The organism is Maritimimonas sp. 2405UD52-3, from assembly GCF_056591715.1.
On sequence record NZ_JBWQOL010000005.1, the window covers coordinates 188890 to 211985 of the forward strand.

A 23096-nucleotide genomic window follows, 5' to 3' on the forward strand; every position below is an offset into this window, starting at 1 on the left:
ACTTATCTTATAAGTTTATTAACTATTTTGTATCCAATTGATGCTTTTTTATATACCGGATAACTAATTATGTTATTTGAAATACCCGTTTTGAATTTGTAAATTGACGGTAATTGTTCTTTTTGCAAATTACAAAGGTCATAATTCTTCACTCCTAAAGATTTTGAAAGTTTTATTGCTTCCCATTGCAACAATTCACCTTGCCCTTCATTTTTTACTCCAAAAGTCGATGCTCCTTTATAGTACAACATAGAATTTTTATTACCAATAACAAAAATTCCAGATATAGGTTTTTCCTCTTTAAAAGCAACTAAAATTATAGCTTGCTTTTTAGGCCCGTAGTGATCAATAAGTGTCTTGTAATAATTCTCTTTAAGGTGAGTATATCCTAACTTTTGATGTAATTCATTTAATATAGGCCAGAAATCAGTAAGACCCCCACTTGAAAAAAAGGTCTTTACAGAAATTCCTGATTTCTGAGCCTTTCTGATCATATTTCTGCGCTTGGAATGAATAACATTTTTGAATATATCCTCAGCTTTCAAACTAAGGTCAACCACACAAGTTTCTCCTTTTTGTAATGTTGAATTAATATTTTCATTATTGTGAATCATAGGAAGACCACAATAGTTTAGTGAATCAAAAAAACCTACCGAAAAGTCATTATAATTTGTCTCCAGTTCATCTTTCACAAAGCCTGCATAAGGAATATCGTAAAGTGGCTTAAAATGATATCTTTTTAGTCCAAACTTGCTTTTTTCAACATGAACTGGAGATAAGTTACTAATATTTTCAGGGTCATCTACTAAATAAAATAATTCTGTTTGAAATTCTCTTTCAACAATCTTATTTAGATCTACTTCCTGAAAAACAGACCCATCATTATTATTAATTACATCTAAGATTTTATCTGATTGCTCAGAATTTGGCTTTATTAATGTATAGTTTTTATACCTAAGCATTAAACTCTTTTAAATGTTTTAAGACGTAATTTACCTCATCATTTGTCAAATCTGAATGCAAAGGTAATGTCATTAATCTATCACCTTCTTTTTCTATATACTCACAGCCTTTAGCATAAGGTTTGAATAATGGCTGTAAAGTTAAAGGAGTATAATGGCAACCAGTCGCTATTCCTTTTGATTTAAGATAAATCATCAGTTCATCTCTTCTGTCAGATCTAATGCCGAACATTTGATATACGTATGTTTCTGGCTCAAAAGGCACTAACGGTTCAAGGTCATCTATTTCTTTAATACCATCTAAATACATTCTAATAATAGCTGATCTGCGTTCATTCATAGCATCGAGTTTTTTTAGCTGTGCCAAGCCGATAGATGCTGATAAATCATTCATGTTATACTTGTACCCTAATACATTAATTTCATAGAACCAATGCATTGCATCTCTATTCGCATCGGTATATGATTGTGCCGTTTTCCAATTATCTTTATCAATACCTACCCAACGAAATGCTTTAATATCTTTAATGAGTTCAGAATTATTTGTAACAATCATTCCTCCGTCACCGGTTGTCATTAATTTTTTCTCTTCGAATGAATAACAACCAAAATCACCCCAAGTACCTAGAGGTTTCCCTTTATACAAAGCCCCAGTTGTATGCGCACAATCTTCAATTACTTTCAAATTCTTTTCTTTAGCAAAATCCATCACTACATCCATAGGAACAGGATGACCGGCATAATGTACCGGCATAATAGCTACACAATCTTCAGTGTATTTTTGTTTCATATCGTTTAGGTCCATCCCTAAAGTAATAGGATCAGAATCTACAAATACCGGAATTAGACCATTATATAAAACAGCACAAGCTGTAGCCGCAAATGTTTGTGACGGAACTAATACTTTCTTTCCTTTAGGAAAATTAAAGACCATCAAAGCCACATGCAGTGCCGCTGTTGCAGAGTTCAACCCGATTGCATGCTTTACTCCAATGTATTCTTCCCATTGCCTTTCAAATTCATTGACATTAGGACCAAGACCAATCCACGATCTATCAAAAGCCTCCGATATATTTTGCAATTCTTCTTTACCTACGGAAGGTTTGAATAATCTTACATTCATAATTTTATAGAATTATATTTAGTAATAAACTCATTTAATGTTAAGTTTTTTGAATCTTTCTCTGAAAGTTTGGGGTTTATCACCGACCAGTCTATATTAATGTTTCTGTCGTTCCATAATAAGCCTAATTCCGCCGATGGCGTATAGTAATTATCTACCTTATATAATACTTCGCTTATATCTGTTAAAGTACAAAAGCCATGGGCAAAGCCTCTAGGAATAAAAATCATTTTTTTATTCTCTTCGGTAAGTTCTATGCTATCCCATTGACCAAATGTATCAGATCCCTCTCTAAGATCGACAAATACATCTAAAATGGCTCCTTTAATACAACGAACCATTTTAGTTTCAGAATATGGTGGTATTTGAAAGTGTAGCCCTCTTATGATTCCTTTTGTTTCTGATCGAGAATGGTTCTCCTGTACCCACTTTCTGTCAATTCCTTTTTCTTTAAAAATCGTATCATCAAAAGCTCTCATAAAAAAACCTCTGTTATCACTAAGGGGTTTTAATGTGATTTCATAAACACCTTTTAATTTTCGTTCTTTAATTTCCATAGCTCGTAGTAAGCATCAATTTGTTGACGACATAAATTCAACACATTGGCTTCTTTATATTTTTTATACCAGTTGACAGTAAACTCAACTGTTTCTTCTATGTTTAAAGCTGGTTTCCAGCCTAAATAATATTTTGCTTTATTGATATCTAGTGCTAATAATTTGGCTTCATGAGGTGCATTTTTATCAGACTTATCAATCCATTGCCCTGAGCCATATTTAGCAATTAATAGTGAAACTAATGTTTCAACTGTTACGACGTTATCCGCTTCTGGTCCAAAATTCCATGCCTCAGCATATCTTACAGGATCTTTTTGCATCATAGCTCCAAGCATTAAGTATCCAAATATAGGCTCTAAAACATGTTGCCAAGGCCTAACAGATTTAGGACTTCTTACTTCAATAGCTTTATTTTCTTCAATAAATCGTATACAATCTGGTATTATCCTATTTTCCGACCAATCACCTCCACCTATCACATTGCCAGCTCTAACCGATGCAATTGACTTCTTATGTTTAGTATAATTACTTGGATTAAAAAACGAATCTCTATAAGATGAAATTACAATCTCAGAAGCACCTTTACTAGCACTATATGGATCGTATCCTCCTAATCTGTCTTCTTCTTTATAAGGCCATACCCATTCTTCATTATGATATACTTTATCTGTAGTTATCATTAATGCTGCTTCTACAGAATCAGTCAAGCGAATTGCTTCTAATATGTTAGCTGTACCGAGAGTGTTAGTTTCAAAAGTTTCTAGTGGATTTTCGTAACTTTCTATGACTAAGGGTTGAGCGGCTAAATGAAAAACAATTTCAGGTTGTTCTTTTTTAAAGACTTCTATTAAAGCTCTTTTGTTTCTTATATCTAATCTTATATCTTTTACTAAAGAAGATAAATTACAAAGATTGAAATTATCAAATTCTGTTTTAGGATCTAGTGCTACTCCAACAACTTCGGCTCCTAATTTTTGAAGCCAAATAGCCATCCATGATCCTTTAAAACCGGTATGACCAGTTAGGAGAATCTTTTTGTCCTTGTACAGACTAAATAATGAGTCTATGCCCAGGTTTTCCATGCAGCTTTATTTGCATTCCATAATTTTTCTAAGTCATTCTTATCCTTCAACGAGTCCATCGCTCTCCAAAAACCATGATGTTTAAAAGCATATAATTTATCATCTTTAGATATATTCTCTAGAGGGTTTCTTTCAAAAACACTTGTCGAATCGTTTTCTATATAATCAAAAACTTCAGAATCGCACATAAAAAAACCTCCATTAATCCATCCTCTTTCTCCTTCAGGCTTTTCTTCGAAAGACTTTACAAGTTGATCGTCTTCACCAAAATCAATCGTTCCATATCTACTCTGTGGTTGAACGGTAGTCATAGTAATAATACCATTATGAGAGTTATGAAAATTTACCAATTCATCTAAATTAACATCTGAAACACCGTCTCCATAAGTAAGCAAAAACTTTTCATTTCCAATTACAGATTTTGCTTGTTTAATTCTACCCCCAGTCATAGTATTCAAACCCGTATCTAGTAAAGTAACTTTCCAATCTTCAGACTGATTATTTAATGTTTTTACCTCATTGTTTTTAAGGTCTATTGTTATACTGGAGTTATGTATAAAGTAGTTAGCAAAATATTCTTTAATCATATGTCCTTTATAGCCCAAAAGAATTACAAACTCATTAAAGCCGTAGTAAGAATAAGACTTTAAAATATGCCATAATATTGGTTTACCACCTATTTCGACCATTGGTTTGGGTCTTATACCTGTTTCTTCTGATAGTCGGGTTCCAAACCCGCCAGCTAAAATGACTACTTTCATGAATAATTTTTAGTTGATTATTTATCTTTACTACTTTTAAAAGGATGCTTAGCAGGTGATAATTTCGCCATTGGATGATAATCACCTAGTAAAGGACTTAATTCTGTATTACGAATTTGATGTACTATACTTATGGACTGACGCGCATCTTCTAATCCAAATCCTTTTCCATTGATTATATCTTCATAACTTTTTGTGTGTAAATCAAAAAAGCCATCACTAAATTCTATTTCCTTACCATCTACGGTTATTGAACGATACGTTCTTTGTCCTTTCTCTTTAACGTCATCTGGAAGGACATTATAGTTAATAGATAAAAACCATCTTACTCTAGCCTTTTCAAGTTCTAAGTAGCCTGCAGCCCGATCATGCTCATGTAAATGTACAATATTGTTTTTCACTTCTCCAAATATATAAGTGAGCATGTCATAAAAGTGAATACCTATATTGGTTGCTATACCTCCAGACTTTGTAACATCTCCTTTCCAAGAAGTATAATACCAATTACCTCTTGAAGTTAAATATGTTAAGTCTACATCGTAGACTTTATCTTTAGGTCCATTTTCAATTTTTTCTTTTAACTCAATAATACTCTTATGAAGTCTTAATTGTAAGATTGTGTAAACTTTTTTATTGTATTGTTTTTCAATATCTACTAAGGCGTCTATATTCCATGGGTTTAAGACAAGTGGTTTTTCACATATTGCATGTGCTCCGCTTCTTAAAGCCATTCTAATATGGGAGTCATGTAAATAATTAGGAGTACAAATACTAATATAATCTAAACTAGTTCCTTTTCGTCTGAGTTTTTCAATATGCCTATCAAATCTTTCAAATTCAACAAAAAATGCGGCATCAGGAAAATAGCTATCCATAACACCAACACTATCAAATTTATCTAGAGACACCAATAAATCATTGTTGGTTTCTTTAATGGCTCTTAAATGCCTTACAGCTATATAACCACCAACTCCTATTAATGCAAATTTTTTCATATAATTGAAACTATCTATAATTAATGAATACTTACTGTTCTAAATTTTAAAATTTAATAATTGAAAGCAAAATTACGTTTTTAATAAAAAATAAGATACAATATTATTCCAACTTTTGTGAGACAAAGTATTAATAATAAAATTACAAACTTTCTATGGTAAGTATAAAATTAACAGATTGACACTTTGATTGAGTAAATAAAAATGTTTTCATTTTACACAAAAGGCACCAAATTAAAATATATTATAAAACCAGCGGTTTAAAATCAAAAAATAATGTTTGAATAAGGGGAGTAACATAATATCTTCTTTTTCTATAACTCGAGCAAGATACTTAGTATTTTACTAAATACCAAGAAGATTCTTTAAACACTTATAAAATATGAGAATAAGAATTTGAAAATTATTGTAAAATGTACGTAAGAACTGCTACAAAAAGAAATTAAGTTTTATTATTCGAACCCTATTTATTAGCTCGAGAAAAGGGTTTTACTTGCTGAATAAGTTCAAAATATTAATTATTAAATAGCATTTTCAGAAATAAATATCCACTACTAAAAGTGATGAATTTAATTAAACTCTAATTGAGCTTTTATCCCTCCCCTTCTTACTCCTAATTCAAGAGAGCAATTGGTTATGTAAACATTGTCCGCTTGGAAGACTTTAGAGATGTTTATATACCAATCAATTTTAATGGTAAAAAAGGTTTTAATTTAAACGGATTTAATAAAACGGTAAAACCTAAAAGGCAAACTTCTAACAAACAAGGAAGTTTTACTAATGGGCTAATAATAAAAAACTGCTCACTTAATATGAGCAGTTTTATAAACTATTATATGGGTTATATTTAGTTATAAATAATAACTCACTATATAACCATAACTTTTTTTGTTTCTACAATTCCTAAATTCATAACTCTCAGAAAATAAATTCCCTTATTAAACTCAGACATATTTATCTGATGATTTATTTGATTTAATGTACTTTGACTATCTATTTGTTTAGAATAAACCTGAGCACCATTTAAATTAAAAAGCTGAATTTCAATTACATCATTATAACCAATAAGATCTACATTTAACGTATTTTGAGTTGGTATCGGATATATTTTTAAAGACTTGTCAATATCTGACTGACAAAGAGAATCATTAATTAATACCTGGACATAATCTGTGTCATAAGAATCTCCTACAGATACACGAACTGAATATAAAGTTGATTCTTCTGGACTTACAGTTATACTCGCTGTAGTTTCACCTGTACTCCATAAAAAAGTATCTCCACCTGAAGCTGTTAAAACAATATCTTCTTCAGGTTCACAAATTGATATGTCTTCGCCAGCATAAGCAATTACTTCTTGATTGTTAGAAGATGCCACCACAGTTACTACGATATTTTCTTCAACTTCACAACTACCATTACTTGAAGTAACGGTATATGTAGTAGTAGTACTTGGACTTACAGTAATACTTGAAGCAGTTTCTCCAGTATTCCATAAAAAACTACCAGTGCCAGTAACTGTTAAAGTAGCACTTTCACCACTTTCTATTGTAACATCACCAGAAGTAGAGAAGTTAGGCATAGTATCTACCGCGACAACAACCTCATCTGTTGCATCTGTTGAACATGAATTACTAGCTGTTACTGTATAAGTGGTTGTACTTGTAGGACTCACTTGAATACTTGCTGTAGTTTCACCTGTACTCCACAAAAAATTACCCTCTCCTGTAGCGGTCAGTGTAACTGTCTCTCCCTCACAAATTGATACATCTGAACCAGCGTCAACACTTACAGCATTACTTACCGTTACGGTCACTTCCTCTGTCTCTGAACAGTTACCATTACCAGAAGTAACGGAATAAGTTGTTGTACTTGTAGGGCTCACTTGAATACTTGCTGTAGTTTCTCCAGTATTCCAGGTTACAGATTCATTACTAGTAGCTGTTAAGGTTACTGTATCACCCTCACAAATAGCAACATCTGAACTTACCGTTAAGTCTACCGATGGTGAAACTGTAACTATAACGTCATCACTAACATCTGTTGAACATGAATTACTAGCTGTTACCGTATAAGTGGTTGTACTTGTAGGGCTCACTTGAATACTTGCTGTAGTTTCACCTGTACTCCACAAAAAATTACCCTCTCCTGTAGCGGTCAGTGTAACTGTCTCTCCCTCACAAATTGATACATCTGAACCAGCGTCAACACTTACAGCATTACTTACCGTTACGGTCACTTCCTCTGTCTCTGAACAGTTACCATTACCAGAAGTAACGGAATAAGTTGTTGTACTTGTAGGGCTCACTTGAATACTTGCTGTAGTTTCTCCAGTATTCCAGGTCACAGATTCATTACTAGTAGCAGTTAAGGTTACCGTCTCACCCTCACAAATAGCAACATCTGAACTTACCGTTAAGTCTACCGATGGTGAAACTGTAACTATCACGTCATCACTAATATCTGTTGAACATGAATTACTAGCTGTTACCGTATAGGTAGTTGTACTTGTAGGACTCACTTGAATGCTTGCTGTAGTTTCTCCTGTACTCCATAAAAAATTACCCTCTCCTGTAGCGGTCAGTGTAACTGTCTCTCCTTCACAAATCGTCTGATCTGATCCTGCATCAACCGATGGTGGAGTATTTACTGTTACCTCAATACTCTCATTCTCTGAACATGCGCCTAAACTAGATGTAACTGTATAGGTTGTAGTACTATTTGGCTGAACCGTTATACTCGGTGTTGTTTCTCCAGTACTCCATAAAAAATCTCCATTCCCAGTTGCAGTTAAAGTGGTAGTTTCGCCTACACAAATATTAACATCACCGTCAACTGCTAATTCAATTTCAGGATTTACAGTTACAACAACTTCATCTGTTGCATCAGAACTACACGAATTATTGGCTGTCACGCTATAAGTTGTTGTTGTTGTTGGGCTTACTGTAATGCTTGCAGTTGTATCCCCAGTATTCCATAAAAAATCACCTGTACCGTTAGCTGTTAGGGTAACAGTTTCTCCATAACAAATGGATTGATCTGCACCTAAATCTACAGAAGGTGACTCGTTAACTGTAACTTCAGCATCATGAGAATCAGAATCGCTACCATTTGTAACAGTCACTGTATAGGTAGTTGTACTTGAAGGGCTAACCGTTATACTAGCTGTAGTTTCTCCTGTATTCCATGAATAAGATGTACCACCTGAGGCAACTAAAGTTACACTTTCTCCATCACAAATTGTTGATGAGCTAGGTGAAACGGCCCCTGTTGTAGGTGCAGTATCTTCATAAGCCCCCATAGAATACCTTCCATTAGACCTTTCCATCCCATCTATATCATAATTAACTTCTGATCTATCTGAACCTGAATCTTTCACAGGTGAATTCTCTTGCAGCATAAAATTTCCAGCAGATATATTAACAAATAATGGATCTACATCTATATTTCCAACCCCGCTTGGCGAGTTAAATCCGTTATTATTATAAGCACAATAAGTTTCTTTAAAGCCTCTATGCTCTTGTGGATTTTCTCCCCAACCTCCAAACCTTTCATCAACATTAGTAATAATACAATTAACCATCTCATTGTTATTATCCTGCATTTTATTTCCAATGTCAGAATACATCTTTATGATATTATTGAAAGTACAATTTATAATTTTAGTATTTAAAACAGTAGCAATAGTGCCTGAAGAAGCTCCTATAGCTTGCTCTAAATCATCAAAAGTGCAGTTTATAATAGTATTGTACCTGCCTGATGGCTGACTACCTTCTTCACTGTTATCCCTAAATCTTAAACCACGCTCCAATCCCCTGAATACACAATTTTCAACCCTATTATAGCTCGCATCATCTCTGAAGATGATTCCTCCGGGTTCATTTTCAGCATCCATTGTTATGTTACCACTTAAAAATTTTACATTTCTAACAACATTGTATTTAACTTCTTCATGCCTTAATTCTACACCTTGAATTGAACCAATAGTAGTAGTATTTTCTATTAAGTTGTAATACGCGAGTTGTCCAACACCTTGTGTTTTTATTCCAATACCATGACCCCCATGACTATCATCCACAACCCTTTCAGAATATGACTCCCTCATTATATTATTAGAACCATTCAAAAACATATAATAATCAGACGCAGGTCCTCCCCCTAACTCGTCACTAAAAACTTTACAGTTTTCAACTAAATTAAAATCTCCTGCTGCATATATTCCAGCCATTTCAGCATTAATACTTACAGAGTTAATTATTCTAATTCTTGAATGAGATGCTTGAGACGCAAAACCGGATCTAGTACTTATTGCTATCATAGATAAGCAATTATCGAAAACGACACCTTGTTTACCTCCTCCATTAACCTCAAAATTATACGCTCCTTCGTTAGCTTGAAAGTTTCTTATGATAATATAGCTGGTTCTAATTCTGATTAAGCCACTGCTAATAGTTCTGTTCCAATTATGAATTAGTGGCATTTCTGATGGGTCTAGTGTTTTTGGAGCTCCTTGTTGATAGCTGTAATACATGGATGTAATATCTCCTGGAGTATTCTTATAACCTATAAATTTAATAGGGTTATTTGCAGATGTAACTTTACCAGAGCTTAAAAGCAATTGATCACCCCCATAGTTTCCTGCTTTTACATATATGGTCATACCACCTGTAGAATTATCTTCTGCCTCCTGCAAAGTCCAGGCATTCTCTTCACTAGTTCCATCATGATTACCTGATCCGTTTACTGAAACATAACGAATTATTGCAGCTTCAGGTTCACTAATGAGGTTATCGACATATTGTAATGAAAAATTATGAATACCTATATCACTACCACCCTCATACCTGATAGTATTATTATCCCAATAATTAAACGGAGATGAGACAGTAAAATAGTGCCCGGTAGTTTGATTGGAAGAAAGTGTTATTGAACTTATTGTTTTACCACTAATAACAAAACCTGTTGTAGTTGCCGATGTACCCTCAAGCGGAACACTACTATCAAAATAAACCCTGCTTTTTTGAACGTTTTCTACTCTAAAGTTAGACAAAATAGGTGTAGAATTAGCATATAAAAAACTAAAATTTATACATCCAAAAAGTAAGATTAAGAATATTCTTTTTATCATAAGAAACCTTATAAAACAATTAATAATTTGTTGTTAATAGTTTTTTTACGCATAAATATATCTAACCTAAAAAATTATAAATTCCTAAGAATCAATATTTTAGGGGAGGGTTGATATAAAATGAACGGATTTCTTTTTTCGTAGCGACGTCTCAATAGAACGAAAAAAATACAAATAAATTGTTCTTACAATTAAATCTATAGAATATTCCATTAAAACGAAGCGAAAGTATTTTATAAATCTGAAGAAAATCTAAAGACAATTAGACTATTAGGTAAATTAACCTATATTGTTAATAAGTAATGTGCTTTGTTAAAAACCATTTTTATTTTAAACAGAATATTTACTGTCCTCTTGTACTTTTTGTCCAAGTTTCAGAACCTAACTCTTATGAAGTAATACTTCAACATTAAATTGTAAGTAATAAGAACTATTAGAGGTTACAACATCTTTAATTACTTTTATAATAGCATTCAAGTATTTAAAATGTCTATGAATAAAAAATGTATTTTTACCCTCATCATAATATTAATGGACTGACATTGTAAAATAAATTGTAATGAAAAGAATATTGAAAAAGGTTATTTCATTTTTGCTGACACAGAAAATAAAATATGACACTTTTAAAAAAATAAATTTTTTAAGAAAAAACCTTGGAATAAAAAAGAGTGAAACTAAGTCATCTATCAGGAAGAAAAATTTAGATTTATGGAGAAAGATTGATAAAAACCACAGTACAAAATGGTTAGAGGTTTACACAAAAATTAATAATATTGAAGACTTTAGATACATTTCAGAACAAACTTATTATAACAAAGTTGAGCCAACGTTAAATAATGCTTCGTTTGCACTAGCATATTCTGATAAAAATGTCTATTCAAAAGATTTTGATTCTGAAATATTACCCAAAACAATTTTTCGAAAAATTAATGGTATATATTATGATGAAGATTATAATTACATTAAAAATCCTGAAAAATATATAGACTTAAGCCTTACCAAATATGAAAAAATAATTTGCAAAAAATCGTTTGATTCTGGAGGTGGTAAAGGAATTGTTGTTTATGAATTGAAAAATGACCGGTGGTTGGATAAAAATAATCATGAGTTTTCTTTACAAGAGTTAAGAAATTTACTTGGGGATAACTTTGTGGTACAAGAATATATGGACCAACATTCCTTTTTTAGTCAATTCAACCAATCTTCATTGAATACCACAAGGTTTTTCACTTACAGATCTGTCATAGATAATGAAGTAAAAATTCTAGATGCAATTTTACGAATTGGCCAACCCGGAGCTGTTGTAGACAATTTATCTTCTGACGGTACCATATGTGGTATAGATATTAACTCGGGTAAATTAAATGAGTTCGTTACTAACAAACATGGAAAGAAATCATTTTCTTATAATAACGTAAATTTTAGTGATAAGATAATTCCAAATTTTAATGAAATGAAAGCAGTTGTAAAAAAGAACGCTAATAAATTTCCTTATCAAAGATTATTAGGTCATGACATGTGTCTTGATATTAATGGTAATGTAAAAATGATTGAAGTAAATAATCGAAATATTGGAATTAATATTCATCAGATGTGCAATGGACCTCTTTTTAAGGATTTTACGAATGAGATAATTGATTTCTGTCTTAAAAACACTAAAACGATAAAAATAGATTATGAAATATAACTCATGTTAGTTAATATTTTTCCAAGAAACTTTTCTGAAAAATTCATTACACTTATTTTAGTGTTATTAGCTTCATGCAAAAACCATACTTCTTCACCCAAAGAATCTAACTTTGTTGTTGAAATAATCGCCCACGGGGTTGAAGACAATCTTAAACTGCAATTAAGAAAACAAGGCACTACTCTTTCAATAGATTCTTCAAAATTGCAAAATCATAAAGCTATCTTTAGAGGCAATATAAAGTATCCATCAATTCATAATATAAAATTAGAAGACAACAAAAACATATTCTTCATTTTAGAAGAGGGTACAACATCAATTGTATATATAGATAGTTTAAACAAAACTATTATTACAGGTTCAAAACTAAATAATGAATTAAAATTATTTCGCGAAAAATCACAAGAAATCACTTCTAAAATTAATGATCTGTACCCTCAATTTCAAAAAGCACGCGCAGAAAATAATTTAGAAAAACTTAAAGAAATAAATAATAAAATAAAAGCAATTGAAAAAGAAAATCTTGAACACAGTCTGAATTACGCTAAACAATATCCTAATTCTTTTGTCTCAAGTATCATATTGCATTCATTGCTGAAAACTCCTGATTTAGATTTTGGCGAAGTGCAGTCAGTTTACAATAACTTTTCAGAAGAAGTTAAAAAGGGAGATCATGCAAAACATGTATTAGAATTCCTTGAATTCAATACAAGTTTTGATTCGATTCCAAATTAATTTGGACACCTAGCATTTAACATAAGTTTATAATAGCTTTAATATTTTCTTGTGAGTTATGAACCTTAATTTGTGGTACCAAACCATACTGAATGCCAAAAGGATTACTTTTTACCTTCATATTTTTATCTTTATTCTTCTCACTGCATTCACAAAATGAAAGAAAAACCGTAAATGGAATTATCATTGCAGATTCCCTATCCGTTGATGACATTCATGTAATCAATAAAAACTCTAGAAAGGCTACCATAAGTAATAAATTTGGTGAATTTCAAATTTCTGTTAAACTAAATGACACGCTACTCTTTTCAGCTATACAGTTTGAAAGAAAAGAAATTATTATTAAGAATACAGATTTCAAAAGACTAATTATCTCTGTTAAATTAAACCCCAAAATCAATCAAATTACTGAGATAGAGGTTAAAAAAACGGAAAACATAGCCAAAAGTTTAAATCTCCCCAATGCTGGTAAGAAACCTCTAAATAGACTTGAAGCTAGGCTAAACGGACATTCTTCAGCTAGTGTTCCTATAGCTATTTTAGACGCATTATTAATAGGGCCTCTATTAGGTAAAAAAGGAGGAATTAACAATTTATATTATATCCTTTCCGGAAAGAGAAAAGCTGACAGAAAACTGTCAAAGCATCTTGAAGCAGATAAATTCAATGTAAAAAAACAGGAAGACCTACAAAATATAAGAACTCGTTTTAAAGATAGTTTTTTTACAAATCAGCTAAAAATACCAAATGAAGAAATTGATTATTTTTTAGACCATTGTTATAAAAAGAATATTGTAGATCTATATTATGATGGTAGATTTCTAGAAATTACAGATGTGTTTTTAAAAGAACGGAATGTGTATTTAGAACTTAAAAGCAAAGAATAATTGATGCTTATTAAATTTCTATAATGGTTGCAATCATTGAATTTGAAAATATACCTTTACATCTGAAAATATATTTAGGAATGATTCTTGTTTTCATCTTCCTAAATCTATAGTTAGTATATGAAGAAAATAACTACATGTTTTATCATTGTGAGCGCGTTAATTGTATCGTTGTCCTTTTCAACACACAAGTATTATCTAAGCCTTACCAATGTAGATTATATTACTAGTTCTAAATCCGTTCAGATTACTTCAAGAATTTTCATTGATGATTTAGAATTGGCCTTAAGTCAAATAAATGGTAAATCTTTTGAGCTTCATACAGAAAGTGAAATAAAAGATTCTAATGTATTTATACACAGTTATTTAAATGATTTTCTGAAAATTGAGATTAATGGTAAGAGCTACAAATTTAAATACCTAGGAAAAAAATATGACAATGATGTTGTTTACTTGTTTGCCGAGATAGAAAATGTTCCAGAAATAAAATCTATTGAAGTTCAAAATAGAATTCTGATGGATCATTTTCCTGATCAACAAAACATCATCAAATTAAAAATTAACAATAAAAAAAAGTCTTTTATATTAACTTCAGATAATGATAAAGATTTGTTAAAGTTTTAACTAAAATTAACACACCTCAACCGAAAATGAGTATTTTCGGGCAGCAAAATTGAAAAGTATTAAATCAAAATAAATGAGAAGACTAAGCTATCTATTGTTATCTTTCTTTTTAATAACTTCTATTGCTTTTGCTCAAGAACAACAAGAGAAAGAAGAAAGAAAACCAGGGCACTATAACAAAAGTAAATTCAGGCAATTAAACGAAGAATTGCCAACGCCTAATTCTCAACATACAGCTTCTGGAGCCCCTGGGCATGAATATACGCAGCAGCAAGTTGATTATGTAATGGATATTAGAGTTGAGGAAGGTACCAATCGCATTTATGGTGATGAAACAATTACATATCATAACAATTCTAAAGATGCTTTAGAATATTTATGGGTGCAATTAGATCAAAACATGCGTGCACCTGACTCACAAACTCCATTAGCTCAAGCTGAAAGTTTAGGTAATACAGCTTTTAATGGGCCAGTAACGTTTACAAAAAACAATTTGAAGAAGCCTTTTGAAGGCGGCTTTAAAATAGAATCTGTTTTGAATGTAGATGGCTCTCCACTTTCACATACTATCAATAGGACCATGATGCGCATTAACCTATCACAGCCTCTTGCATCTGGTGGTAAATTCGTTTTTAAAATTAAATGGTGGTATAATGTTCCTCCGTATGTAGAAATTGGAGGTAGATCTGGTTATGAAGCTTTTCCTGATGGTAATAACAATTATACAATTGCTCAGTTTTTTCCTAGACTTTGCGTTTATGATAATGTAGAAGGATGGCAAAATATGCAATTCTGGGGGCGTAGTGAGTGGGCCTTAGAGTTCGGTAACTACGATGTAAAATTAACTGTACCAGCTGACCATATTGTAGACGCTACTGGTGAATTGCAAAACGAGAAAGAAGTTTTATCAAGAGAACAGCGTAAGCGCTGGGAGCAAGCAAGAAATTCTTATAAAGATCCAGTTTTTATTGTAACACAAGAAGAGGCTGAAGTAGCAGAAAAAAGTCGTACTGATAAAGAAAAAACATGGCACTTTAAAGCCAATAATGTTCGTGATTTTGCTTTCGCTTCTTCTCGTAAATATATCTGGGATGCTATGGCAGTAGACATTAATGGTAAAAAGGTAATGGCTGTCTCTCTCTATCCTAAAGAAGGTAACCCATTGTGGGAAGAACATTCTACAAGAGTAGTTGCAAATACGCTTGAAGAATATTCTAAAATGACATTTGATTATCCATATAGTAAAGCTATATCTGTTCACGCTAAGCGCCAAGGTATGGAGTACCCTATGATATGTTTTAATTATGGTCGCCCTAACCCTGATGGAACCTATTCAGATCGTGTTAAAAATGGAATGATAGGTGTTATTACACATGAAGTTGGTCATAATTTCTTTCCTATGATTGTAAATTCTGATGAGCGCCGTTGGACGTGGATGGATGAAGGGATTAATTCTTTTGTGGAAATGATTGCAGAATATGACTATGATCCAAATTTCGATACAGGTAATCTACCCAAAGACATTGTGCGTTATATGAGTATTGATCAAGATCGTTTATCACCAATAATGTCTCAAGGTGATAATGTATATAACTTTGGACCAAATGCTTATACTAAACCCGCTGCCGGTTTATGGATGTTGCGCGAGACCATTATGGGTCCAGAACTATTTGACTACGCATTTAGAACCTACTCTAAACGCTGGAAATTCAAACACCCAACACCTGCTGATTTCTTTAGAACTATGGAAGATGCTTCTGCTATGGACCTTGACTGGTTCTGGAGAGGGTGGTTTTACACAACTGATTATAATGATCAAGGTGTAAAAAATGTGAAGAGTTTCTATTTAACAGATCAACCAACTGAGCAAGCTAAAGATTTGGCTAAACGCTACGGAATGAATCTAGCAGATTATAAAGATAAGCTTGTATATTTTGCTGAAGGTGATCCTGTAAAAGCGGAAAATGCCAAAAAAGTAGATGAATTCAAATTTTTAAATGATCATTTAACTGCTTTATCTGAAGAAGAGAAGAAACAGTTAAAGGAAGCTCCAAACTACTTTTATGAGGTTACATATGAAAAACCAGGTGGGCTTGTATTACCTTTAATTGTTGAAATAACTTACGAAGATGGTGAAAAGGTAAAAGAAAAATACCCAGCTCAGGTGTGGAATAAGCATGACAAAGAAGTAACTAAAGTCTATCGTTCGGCAAAAAAGATTACAAATATAATTGTTGATCCTGATTTAGAAACTGCAGATATAGATATGACCAATAACAGTTGGCCAAAGCAAGAACAAGAATCTCAATTTGACCAGTTCAAAAAAGAGTTGAAAAATTAATATTCCCCTTTTTTAGTAAGAAAGCATCTTTAGAATCATTTTAAAGGTGCTTTTTTTCATTATACATACTTGTAATGAGTGACTTTTTATACGACTATTACTGTAGAAATAAAAAATATTGAAAAAAATGAAGAAAATAATAATAGTATTGTTAGTAGTTAGTTTTGCCTTTATGTCTTTCAAAGCAATTGAATCTACAAATTATATTGCGAGTGTAGAAGATTCTGTGATCACATGGGCGGCTTCTAGACCGGGTAAAACTCATAATGGTACGCTATCTATTTCAAAAGGAAATTTTATGTTTGAAGAAGGGAAGCTAATAGGTGGTGACTTTACAATTGATATGAACACCATTAAAGTACTAGATATAAAACCAGGTAAGAACAATCAAAAATTAGTTGATCATTTAAAATCAAAGGATTTTTTTGATGTAGCAAATCATACCGCTGGCGCATATAAGATCACTGGAAGCGAAGTTAAAGATGGAAAAACCTTAGTAAAAGGACAACTAACTATTAAAGGAATTACCAATGATGTTGACTTTTTGGCTGATGTTGATGAGCGTAACGGAACAGTTATACTTACTAGTGGTGAATTCAAAATTGATAGAACGAAGTGGGATATTAGATTCAGGTCAGGAAAATTCTTTGATAACCTAAAGAATAAATTGATATACGACGATATTGTCATTACAGTAAAAGTAAAAGCAGCTAAATAATAAAAACGATACACACTTAAAAAACCAGTCCCGAGTACTCGGGACTGTTTTTTTTATACCGGTATTTCAGCACTATTCTTTAATTCACTAATAATGAATGTACTATGCGTACTACCTATATGCTCTAATCTGGTTAATTTTTCATTAATAAAAGCTCTATAAGCTTTCATATTTTTAACTATAACTTTCAAAATATAATCATATTCACCGCTCACATTAAAACATTCCAATACTTCATCAAGCTCAATGACTTCTTTTTCAAACTTCGTAAGGTACTCATGACTATGCTGAACTAATTTTAAATGACAAAGTACCGTAAAGCTTTTGTTCACTTTTTCCTTATTCAGTACGGCCATATATTTTTCAATCACCCCTACCCTTTCTAATTTCTTTATACGCTCATAAACTGCAGTAGCAGACAAGTTCAATTGCAATGACAACCATTTAGTTGTGGCCTTGCTGTTTTTTTGAAGTAGTATTAAGAGTTTTTTATCGATACTATCTAAATCCATTGCGAAAATTTTTCTAACTATCTATAAAATTACGAATAATAATTAGATTTTAAATTTAAATAATACTAATTTATTAGATTATATTTCTATAATTATATTTATATATTGATATTTTATCAACACATTGGTAAATTTGACTAAAATTACAATTATGAAATTTAAGCCAGCAGATAAGATTCAAGACCTACAATACTTTGGGGAATTTGGCGGGATCAATCCTTCTATTTCAGATTCTTCGACTTATACATTTTTAGCAGCTAAATCAATGGCTGATACCTTTGAAGGGAATTCAGAAGGCTGTTACTTATATTCACGGCATAGCAGCCCAAGTAATTTATATTTAGGAGAAGCTCTAGCAGCTATGGAAGGTACCGAAACAGCTAATGTATCAGCTTCAGGTATGGGAGCCATTACTCCCGTTTTATTGCAGTTATGTGGTGCGGGTGACCATATAGTATCAGCTAGAACTATCTATGGAGGCACTTATGCTTTTTTAAAGAATTTCATTCCAAAATTCAATATTCAAAACACCTTTGTTGACATTACCAATCTTGAAAAAGTAGAAGCCGCTATCAATAAAAATACTAAAGTTATTTATTGCGAAACCGTGAGCAATCCTTTGCTAGAAATAGCAGATATTCCTGCTTTAGCTGATTTGGCAAAAAAGTATAACTTAAAGTTAGTAGTTGATAACACATTTTCACCTTTGAACATTTCACCTGCTAAACTAGGTGCAGATGTTGTGATCCATAGCTTAACCAAGTTTATTAATGGTTCTAGTGATACTGTAGGAGGTGTTATCTGCGGAACACAAAATTTCATCAATGAATTGCGAAATGTAAATGATGGAGCCTCAATGCTATTAGGCCCTGTAATGGATAGTCTGCGTGCTGCTAGTGTTTTGAAAAACTTAAGAACACTACACATTAGAATCAAAAAACATAGTGAAAATGCCATGTATCTGTCAAAAATGTTTGAAAAGGATGGTTTAAAGATCATCTATCCAGGGCTAGAAAGTCATAAACAACACCAACTCATTAAAAAAATGATTAATGAAGAATATGGCTATGGTGGCATGCTTGCTCTTGACGTTGGCTCACTTGAAAAAGCCAATGAGTTCATGGAATTGATGCAAGAACGTAATTTAGGATATTTGGCAGTTAGCTTAGGCTTTTATAAAACCTTGTTCAATGCTCCTGGCACGGCAACATCATCAGAAATACCTGAAGAAGAGCAACAAGAAATGGGATTAACAGACGGGTTGATCAGGTTTTCGATTGGTTTAGATAATGATATTGAACGTACGTATAAAGCTATGCGACAATGTATGGAAGAACTAAATATATTGAATGCTATTCCAGTTTAGTCTCATCCATGTTCTTTAAATGCAGATTTAACGCCTTTACCGAAATTTGAATTTCCTGTATGGAAATACCTAAGGAGATTAATAAAAAAAGTAGTCCAACTCCAAAAACCCATTTTCCTGCTACTTGATTGTCTGCAAAAATCAGGAACATACACAATACACATAAAAACAAGCTTGCAACTCCCCATATTTGCATATTCTTGATCAGCTGAACTCTTTTTCGTAAGTTTTGAATCTGACCCAAAACCAAATAATTGGGGTCGCTCTGATTTTCTCCATGTAGCTTTCTTATAAGAGCAGCTATAGCCAAAAAACGATTTGTATAAGCTAATAATAGCAGTGATATAGCTGAAAACAATAAGCCAGGTGTAGTTAAGGTTATATCACTCATGACCTAGAGCTTAAAAATGAAACAACATTGTTTTCTATCCGTTGATCAATATTTGAAAGACCTGAGCGCTCAAAAGCTTCTCCAGTAATATTTTCGTACAACTCGATATAACGTTCTGAAATTTCCAGTACTTTTTCATCTGACATATTGGGAACAGTCTGTCCTTCTTTACCTTGAAATCCATTTGAAATCAGCCACTGACGTACAAATTCCTTAGACAATTGTTTTTGAGGTAGACCCTTTTCTTGTCGCTCTTCATAACCATCTTCGTAAAAATAACGTGAAGAATCTGGTGTATGAATTTCATCAATTAACACAATCGTTCCATCCATGGTCCTACCAAATTCATACTTAGTATCTACTAAAATCAAACTTCTTTCTGAGGCTAACTCTGTACCTCTTTGAAACAAAGCTCGCGTATATTCTTCTAAAACGGTGTAATCTTCTTCTGAAACTATTCCTTTAGCGATAATATCCTCACGAGAAATATCTTCATCATGCTCCCCTCCCTCTGCTTTAGTAGCAGGGGTTATGATAGGCTCCGGAAATTTATCATTCTCCTTCATTCCTTCGGGCATTACAACTCCACATAGTAGTCTCTTTCCCAATTTGTATTCTCTTGCTGCATGACCTGATAAATAACCTCTAATAACCATCTCTACTTTAAATGGCTCGCATAAATGCCCAACAGCAACATTCGGGTCTGGTGTTGCCAATATCCAATTAGGAACAATATCCTTGGTAGCTTTCATCATTTTGGCTGCAATTTGATTTAAGATTTGTCCTTTATATGGAATCTGACGTGGCATTATAACATCAAAAGCGGACAGTCTGTCAGTGGCAATCATAACCAATAACTCATGATTAATATTATACACTTCACGTACTTTTCCTCTGTATACTGATTTTTGGTCCGGAAAATGAAAATTGGTTTTATTGACTGTATTTAAAATCAAAATGGTATGTTATAAGCTATTCTTGTGTTTAGTTCTTTACAAGTAATTATTCTGTTTCAATACTCTTATAAGCCGAAATAATTTGTTTTACAAGCTTATGACGAATAACATCTTTATCATCTAAATATACCATAGCTATACCTTTAATGTTCTTAAGGGCTAGTAAGGATTCTTTTAGACCAGATACTTGTTTTCTGGGAAGGTCAATTTGTCCAGGATCACCGGTAATCACAAATTTTGCGTGCTTACCCATTCTAGTCAAAAACATTTTCATCTGAGCATGCGTCGTATTTTGCGCTTCATCTAAAATTACAAATGCATTATCTAATGTACGCCCACGCATAAATGCTAAAGGTGCTATTTGAATAACTCCTGTCTCTAAATAAGATTGTAATTTCTCAGGCGCTATCATATCACGTAAGGCGTCGTACAAGGGTTGCATATACGGATCTAGCTTTTCTTTTAAATCGCCAGGTAAGAATCCCAAATTTTCACCAGATTCAACCGCAGGTCTTGTTAAAATAATACGTCGTACTTCTTTATCTTTCAAAGCTTTAACAGCTAAAGCAACAGCAGTATATGTTTTGCCTGTTCCTGCAGGACCAACAGCAAACATTAAATCATTCTTTTGAATCAACTCAACCATTTTACGTTGATTGGCTGTTTGAGCTTTTACCAATTTACCACTTACCCCGTGAACTAAAACATCATTACCTTTTTTCTCGCTCTTCTCTTCATTTTCACTTGTAGTAAGTAAGCGCTCAATGCTATTCTCATCTAGTTTATTGTATCTGTTAAAGTGATTTACCAACATTTTGAGGCGCATTTCAAATTCATCCAGTAAATTTTTTTCACCAAAAACTTTAATTTTATTACCTCTAGCAACTACTTTAATCTTCGGAAAATATTTCTTTAATTGCTCAATATTGCTATTCTGTGTACCAAAAAAATCTTTAGGATTGATTTCTGTAAGCTCAATAGTTCTTTCGTTCAAATGGAGTGTTTTTTAATGTTTATTATCTGTTAAAAAATAGCCCACAAACTGGCATTTGAAGACTGATAATTTACGTACGTTTGTACAACAAATCTAACTAATTATTTTAATAGATTTTAACGGGCTTAAGGAAATAATCAACAAATGCCATTAATAACACTCACCACAGATTTTGGAACTAAAGATCATTTTGTAGGAGCAATTAAAGGTGCTATTTTCAATGAGTTAGAGACTGTTAATGTCATTGATATTTCACATGAAGTTTCGCCGTTTAACATTACAGAAACTGCATATATTGTTAAAAACGCCTATCAGAATTTCCCGAAAGGAAGTATCCATATAATTGGAGTAGATTCTGAGCTTAGTGATGAAAACAAGCACATCGCTTTATTACTTGATGATCACTACTTTATTTGCCCTGATAATGGTGTTATTTCAATGATTGCATCAGAATTTAGACCAGAAAAATTAGTAGAGATCACTATTCATGATAGACTCATAAGCAGCTTTAACGTTTTAGATGTGTTTGTTAAGGTAGCTGGTCATATCGCCAGAGGTGGTACGTTAGACGTTATAGGTAAAGAAATTCAAAATTACAAGCAAATAACTGAAGTGCATCCCTCTATAAACGATGATAAAACTCAAATTGTTGGTAGTGTTATCTATATTGATAATTATGGTAATGTGATCAGTAATATTAGTAAAAAACTATTTCAGGAGATTGGTAAAGGTCGAGGTTTTGAGGTTGTTGCCCGTAACTATAGTTTCAATAAAATCTTAAGACAGTATAATGAAGTTGTAAATTTTAATATTCCTGCAGAAAACAGGCAAGATGATGGTAAGCGGCTAGCAATTTTTAATTCGGCTAACTTTCTTGAAATTGCTATTTATAGAAGTAATCTAAAGACTGTAGGTGGTGCTTCTAGCCTTTTAGGATTGGATTATAGAGATACAATAACTGTTAGATTTAAATAGTATGTTTGTACGCATTGTGAAAATGAGCTTTCAGCAAGATAAAATAGATGAGTTTTTAGCAAACTTTGATGGTGTAAAAGATAAAATACGTGCTTTTGAAGGTTGCGAATTGTTAGAACTCTATAAAGACAAAAAACATTCAAATATATTTTTCACCTATAGCTATTGGCAAGAAGAACATTTTTTAGAACACTATAGAAACTCAGACCTGTTCAAAAAGGTGTGGGTTAAAACCAAAATGTTATTCAATGATAAACCAGAAGCATGGAGTGTGGATAAAATTGAAATATTAAACTAGTACT

Annotated in this window: 20 protein-coding genes; 9 read left to right on the top strand and 11 right to left on the bottom strand. The window is 32.4% G+C overall.

Going from position 1 to position 23096, the window contains the following annotated elements:
- Positions 1-2 precede the first annotated feature (2 nt).
- From AC1EU5_RS12755 to AC1EU5_RS12785, 7 genes are all read right to left on the bottom strand, one after another.
- Complete coding sequence (locus AC1EU5_RS12755; protein ID WP_480192785.1) at positions 3-962, bottom strand: peptidoglycan bridge formation glycyltransferase FemA/FemB family protein; 960 nt, start codon at positions 960-962, stop codon at positions 3-5.
- The gene (locus AC1EU5_RS12760) at positions 955-2085 is read right to left on the bottom strand and encodes a DegT/DnrJ/EryC1/StrS family aminotransferase (RefSeq protein ID WP_480192786.1); all 1131 of its coding nucleotides are present in this window, start codon (positions 2083-2085) and stop codon (positions 955-957) included. Before AC1EU5_RS12760 ends, AC1EU5_RS12755 begins: the two co-directional genes overlap by 8 nt.
- Positions 2082-2642, bottom strand: coding sequence for a dTDP-4-dehydrorhamnose 3,5-epimerase (rfbC, locus tag AC1EU5_RS12765; protein ID WP_480192787.1), 561 nt, complete (start codon positions 2640-2642; stop codon positions 2082-2084). Before rfbC ends, AC1EU5_RS12760 begins: the two co-directional genes overlap by 4 nt.
- The gene (rfbG, locus tag AC1EU5_RS12770) at positions 2618-3724 is read right to left on the bottom strand and encodes a CDP-glucose 4,6-dehydratase (protein ID WP_480192788.1); all 1107 of its coding nucleotides are present in this window, start codon (positions 3722-3724) and stop codon (positions 2618-2620) included. Before rfbG ends, rfbC begins: the two co-directional genes overlap by 25 nt.
- A complete protein-coding gene (rfbF, locus tag AC1EU5_RS12775) occupies positions 3706-4485 on the bottom strand; it encodes a glucose-1-phosphate cytidylyltransferase (protein ID WP_480192789.1) in 780 nt (259 codons plus the stop codon). Before rfbF ends, rfbG begins: the two co-directional genes overlap by 19 nt.
- 17 nt (positions 4486-4502) lie before the next feature.
- A complete protein-coding gene (locus AC1EU5_RS12780; RefSeq protein WP_480192790.1) occupies positions 4503-5480 on the bottom strand; it encodes a Gfo/Idh/MocA family protein in 978 nt (325 codons plus the stop codon).
- Positions 5481-6348: 868 nt separating this feature from the next.
- Positions 6349-10608 carry a T9SS type A sorting domain-containing protein gene (locus AC1EU5_RS12785; RefSeq protein ID WP_480192791.1) on the bottom strand — a complete coding sequence of 1420 codons (4260 nt, stop codon included), beginning with the start codon at positions 10606-10608 and terminating at the stop codon, positions 6349-6351.
- Positions 10609-11167: 559 nt separating this feature from the next.
- On the opposite strand from AC1EU5_RS12785, the gene AC1EU5_RS12790 reads away from it, so the two are divergent.
- The 6 genes from AC1EU5_RS12790 (at position 11168) to AC1EU5_RS12815 (ending at position 17600) form a co-directional block, all read left to right on the top strand.
- Positions 11168-12295, top strand: a complete 1128-nt coding sequence (locus AC1EU5_RS12790; protein ID WP_480192792.1) for a sugar-transfer associated ATP-grasp domain-containing protein — start codon at positions 11168-11170, stop codon at positions 12293-12295.
- 3 nt (positions 12296-12298) lie between these two features.
- Positions 12299-13030, top strand: coding sequence for a DUF4369 domain-containing protein (locus AC1EU5_RS12795; protein ID WP_480192793.1), 732 nt, complete (start codon positions 12299-12301; stop codon positions 13028-13030).
- 92 nt (positions 13031-13122) lie between these two features.
- Positions 13123-13917 carry a hypothetical protein gene (locus AC1EU5_RS12800; RefSeq protein WP_480192794.1) on the top strand — a complete coding sequence of 265 codons (795 nt, stop codon included), beginning with the start codon at positions 13123-13125 and terminating at the stop codon, positions 13915-13917.
- A 120-nt stretch (positions 13918-14037) separates the two neighbouring features.
- Complete coding sequence (locus AC1EU5_RS12805) at positions 14038-14541, top strand: DUF6702 family protein (RefSeq protein WP_480192795.1); 504 nt, start codon at positions 14038-14040, stop codon at positions 14539-14541.
- A gap of 73 nt (positions 14542-14614) precedes the next feature.
- Positions 14615-16882: a M1 family metallopeptidase gene (locus tag AC1EU5_RS12810; protein WP_480192796.1), complete on the top strand. Its 2268-nt coding sequence runs from the start codon at positions 14615-14617 to the stop codon at positions 16880-16882.
- 127 nt (positions 16883-17009) lie between these two features.
- On the top strand, positions 17010-17600 hold the full coding sequence (locus tag AC1EU5_RS12815) for a YceI family protein (protein WP_480192797.1): 591 nt from the start codon (positions 17010-17012) through the stop codon (positions 17598-17600).
- Between the two features lie 53 nt (positions 17601-17653).
- Here AC1EU5_RS12815 and AC1EU5_RS12820 read toward each other — a convergent pair whose 3' ends face one another.
- Positions 17654-18112: an Lrp/AsnC family transcriptional regulator gene (locus tag AC1EU5_RS12820; protein ID WP_480192798.1), complete on the bottom strand. Its 459-nt coding sequence runs from the start codon at positions 18110-18112 to the stop codon at positions 17654-17656.
- A gap of 151 nt (positions 18113-18263) precedes the next feature.
- On the opposite strand from AC1EU5_RS12820, the gene AC1EU5_RS12825 reads away from it, so the two are divergent.
- Positions 18264-19478, top strand: a complete 1215-nt coding sequence (locus tag AC1EU5_RS12825) for an aminotransferase class I/II-fold pyridoxal phosphate-dependent enzyme (protein ID WP_480192799.1) — start codon at positions 18264-18266, stop codon at positions 19476-19478.
- Here AC1EU5_RS12825 and AC1EU5_RS12830 read toward each other — a convergent pair.
- From AC1EU5_RS12830 to AC1EU5_RS12840, 3 genes are read right to left on the bottom strand one after another with little or no spacing between them, the layout of a single operon-like run.
- Complete coding sequence (locus tag AC1EU5_RS12830; RefSeq protein ID WP_480192800.1) at positions 19465-19869, bottom strand: DUF2721 domain-containing protein; 405 nt, start codon at positions 19867-19869, stop codon at positions 19465-19467. The genes AC1EU5_RS12825 and AC1EU5_RS12830 overlap by 14 nt on opposite strands.
- Entirely contained in the window at positions 19866-20822 is a 957-nt protein-coding gene (locus AC1EU5_RS12835) for a phosphoribosylaminoimidazolesuccinocarboxamide synthase (protein WP_480192917.1), read from the bottom strand. The genes AC1EU5_RS12830 and AC1EU5_RS12835 overlap by 4 nt, the downstream gene beginning before the upstream one ends.
- Positions 20823-20871: 49 nt before the next feature.
- Entirely contained in the window at positions 20872-21819 is a 948-nt protein-coding gene (locus tag AC1EU5_RS12840; protein ID WP_480192801.1) for a PhoH family protein, read from the bottom strand.
- 144 nt (positions 21820-21963) lie between these two features.
- Between AC1EU5_RS12840 and AC1EU5_RS12845 the strand changes: the two genes are divergently transcribed.
- Both AC1EU5_RS12845 and AC1EU5_RS12850 read left to right on the top strand, forming a co-directional pair.
- Positions 21964-22794: an SAM hydrolase/SAM-dependent halogenase family protein gene (locus AC1EU5_RS12845; protein WP_480192802.1), complete on the top strand. Its 831-nt coding sequence runs from the start codon at positions 21964-21966 to the stop codon at positions 22792-22794.
- A gap of 1 nt (position 22795) precedes the next feature.
- A complete protein-coding gene (locus tag AC1EU5_RS12850) occupies positions 22796-23092 on the top strand; it encodes a putative quinol monooxygenase (protein WP_480192803.1) in 297 nt (98 codons plus the stop codon).
- Positions 23093-23096: the final 4 nt, after the last annotated feature.

Excerpts from the sequence above, each read along its gene's own strand:
- AC1EU5_RS12830 (WP_480192800.1), bottom strand. The coding sequence starts at position 19,869 with ATGAGTGATATAACCTTAACTACACCTGGCTTATTGTTTTCAGCTATA.
- AC1EU5_RS12755 (WP_480192785.1), bottom strand. The coding sequence starts at position 962 with ATGCTTAGGTATAAAAACTATACATTAATAAAGCCAAATTCTGAGCAA.
- AC1EU5_RS12805 (WP_480192795.1), top strand. The coding sequence starts at position 14,038 with ATGAAGAAAATAACTACATGTTTTATCATTGTGAGCGCGTTAATTGTA.
- AC1EU5_RS12760 (WP_480192786.1), bottom strand. The coding sequence starts at position 2,085 with ATGAATGTAAGATTATTCAAACCTTCCGTAGGTAAAGAAGAATTGCAA.
- AC1EU5_RS12795 (WP_480192793.1), top strand. The coding sequence starts at position 12,299 with ATGTTAGTTAATATTTTTCCAAGAAACTTTTCTGAAAAATTCATTACA.
- AC1EU5_RS12800 (WP_480192794.1), top strand. The coding sequence starts at position 13,123 with ATGCCAAAAGGATTACTTTTTACCTTCATATTTTTATCTTTATTCTTC.
- AC1EU5_RS12820 (WP_480192798.1), bottom strand. The coding sequence starts at position 18,112 with ATGGATTTAGATAGTATCGATAAAAAACTCTTAATACTACTTCAAAAA.
- AC1EU5_RS12810 (WP_480192796.1), top strand. The coding sequence starts at position 14,615 with ATGAGAAGACTAAGCTATCTATTGTTATCTTTCTTTTTAATAACTTCT.
- rfbC (WP_480192787.1), bottom strand. The coding sequence starts at position 2,642 with ATGGAAATTAAAGAACGAAAATTAAAAGGTGTTTATGAAATCACATTA.
- AC1EU5_RS12790 (WP_480192792.1), top strand. The coding sequence starts at position 11,168 with ATGAAAAGAATATTGAAAAAGGTTATTTCATTTTTGCTGACACAGAAA.
- AC1EU5_RS12850 (WP_480192803.1), top strand. The coding sequence starts at position 22,796 with ATGTTTGTACGCATTGTGAAAATGAGCTTTCAGCAAGATAAAATAGAT.
- AC1EU5_RS12845 (WP_480192802.1), top strand. The coding sequence starts at position 21,964 with ATGCCATTAATAACACTCACCACAGATTTTGGAACTAAAGATCATTTT.
- rfbG (WP_480192788.1), bottom strand. The coding sequence starts at position 3,724 with ATGGAAAACCTGGGCATAGACTCATTATTTAGTCTGTACAAGGACAAA.
- AC1EU5_RS12785 (WP_480192791.1), bottom strand. The coding sequence starts at position 10,608 with ATGATAAAAAGAATATTCTTAATCTTACTTTTTGGATGTATAAATTTT.
- AC1EU5_RS12780 (WP_480192790.1), bottom strand. The coding sequence starts at position 5,480 with ATGAAAAAATTTGCATTAATAGGAGTTGGTGGTTATATAGCTGTAAGG.
- rfbF (WP_480192789.1), bottom strand. The coding sequence starts at position 4,485 with ATGAAAGTAGTCATTTTAGCTGGCGGGTTTGGAACCCGACTATCAGAA.
- AC1EU5_RS12815 (WP_480192797.1), top strand. The coding sequence starts at position 17,010 with ATGAAGAAAATAATAATAGTATTGTTAGTAGTTAGTTTTGCCTTTATG.
- AC1EU5_RS12825 (WP_480192799.1), top strand. The coding sequence starts at position 18,264 with ATGAAATTTAAGCCAGCAGATAAGATTCAAGACCTACAATACTTTGGG.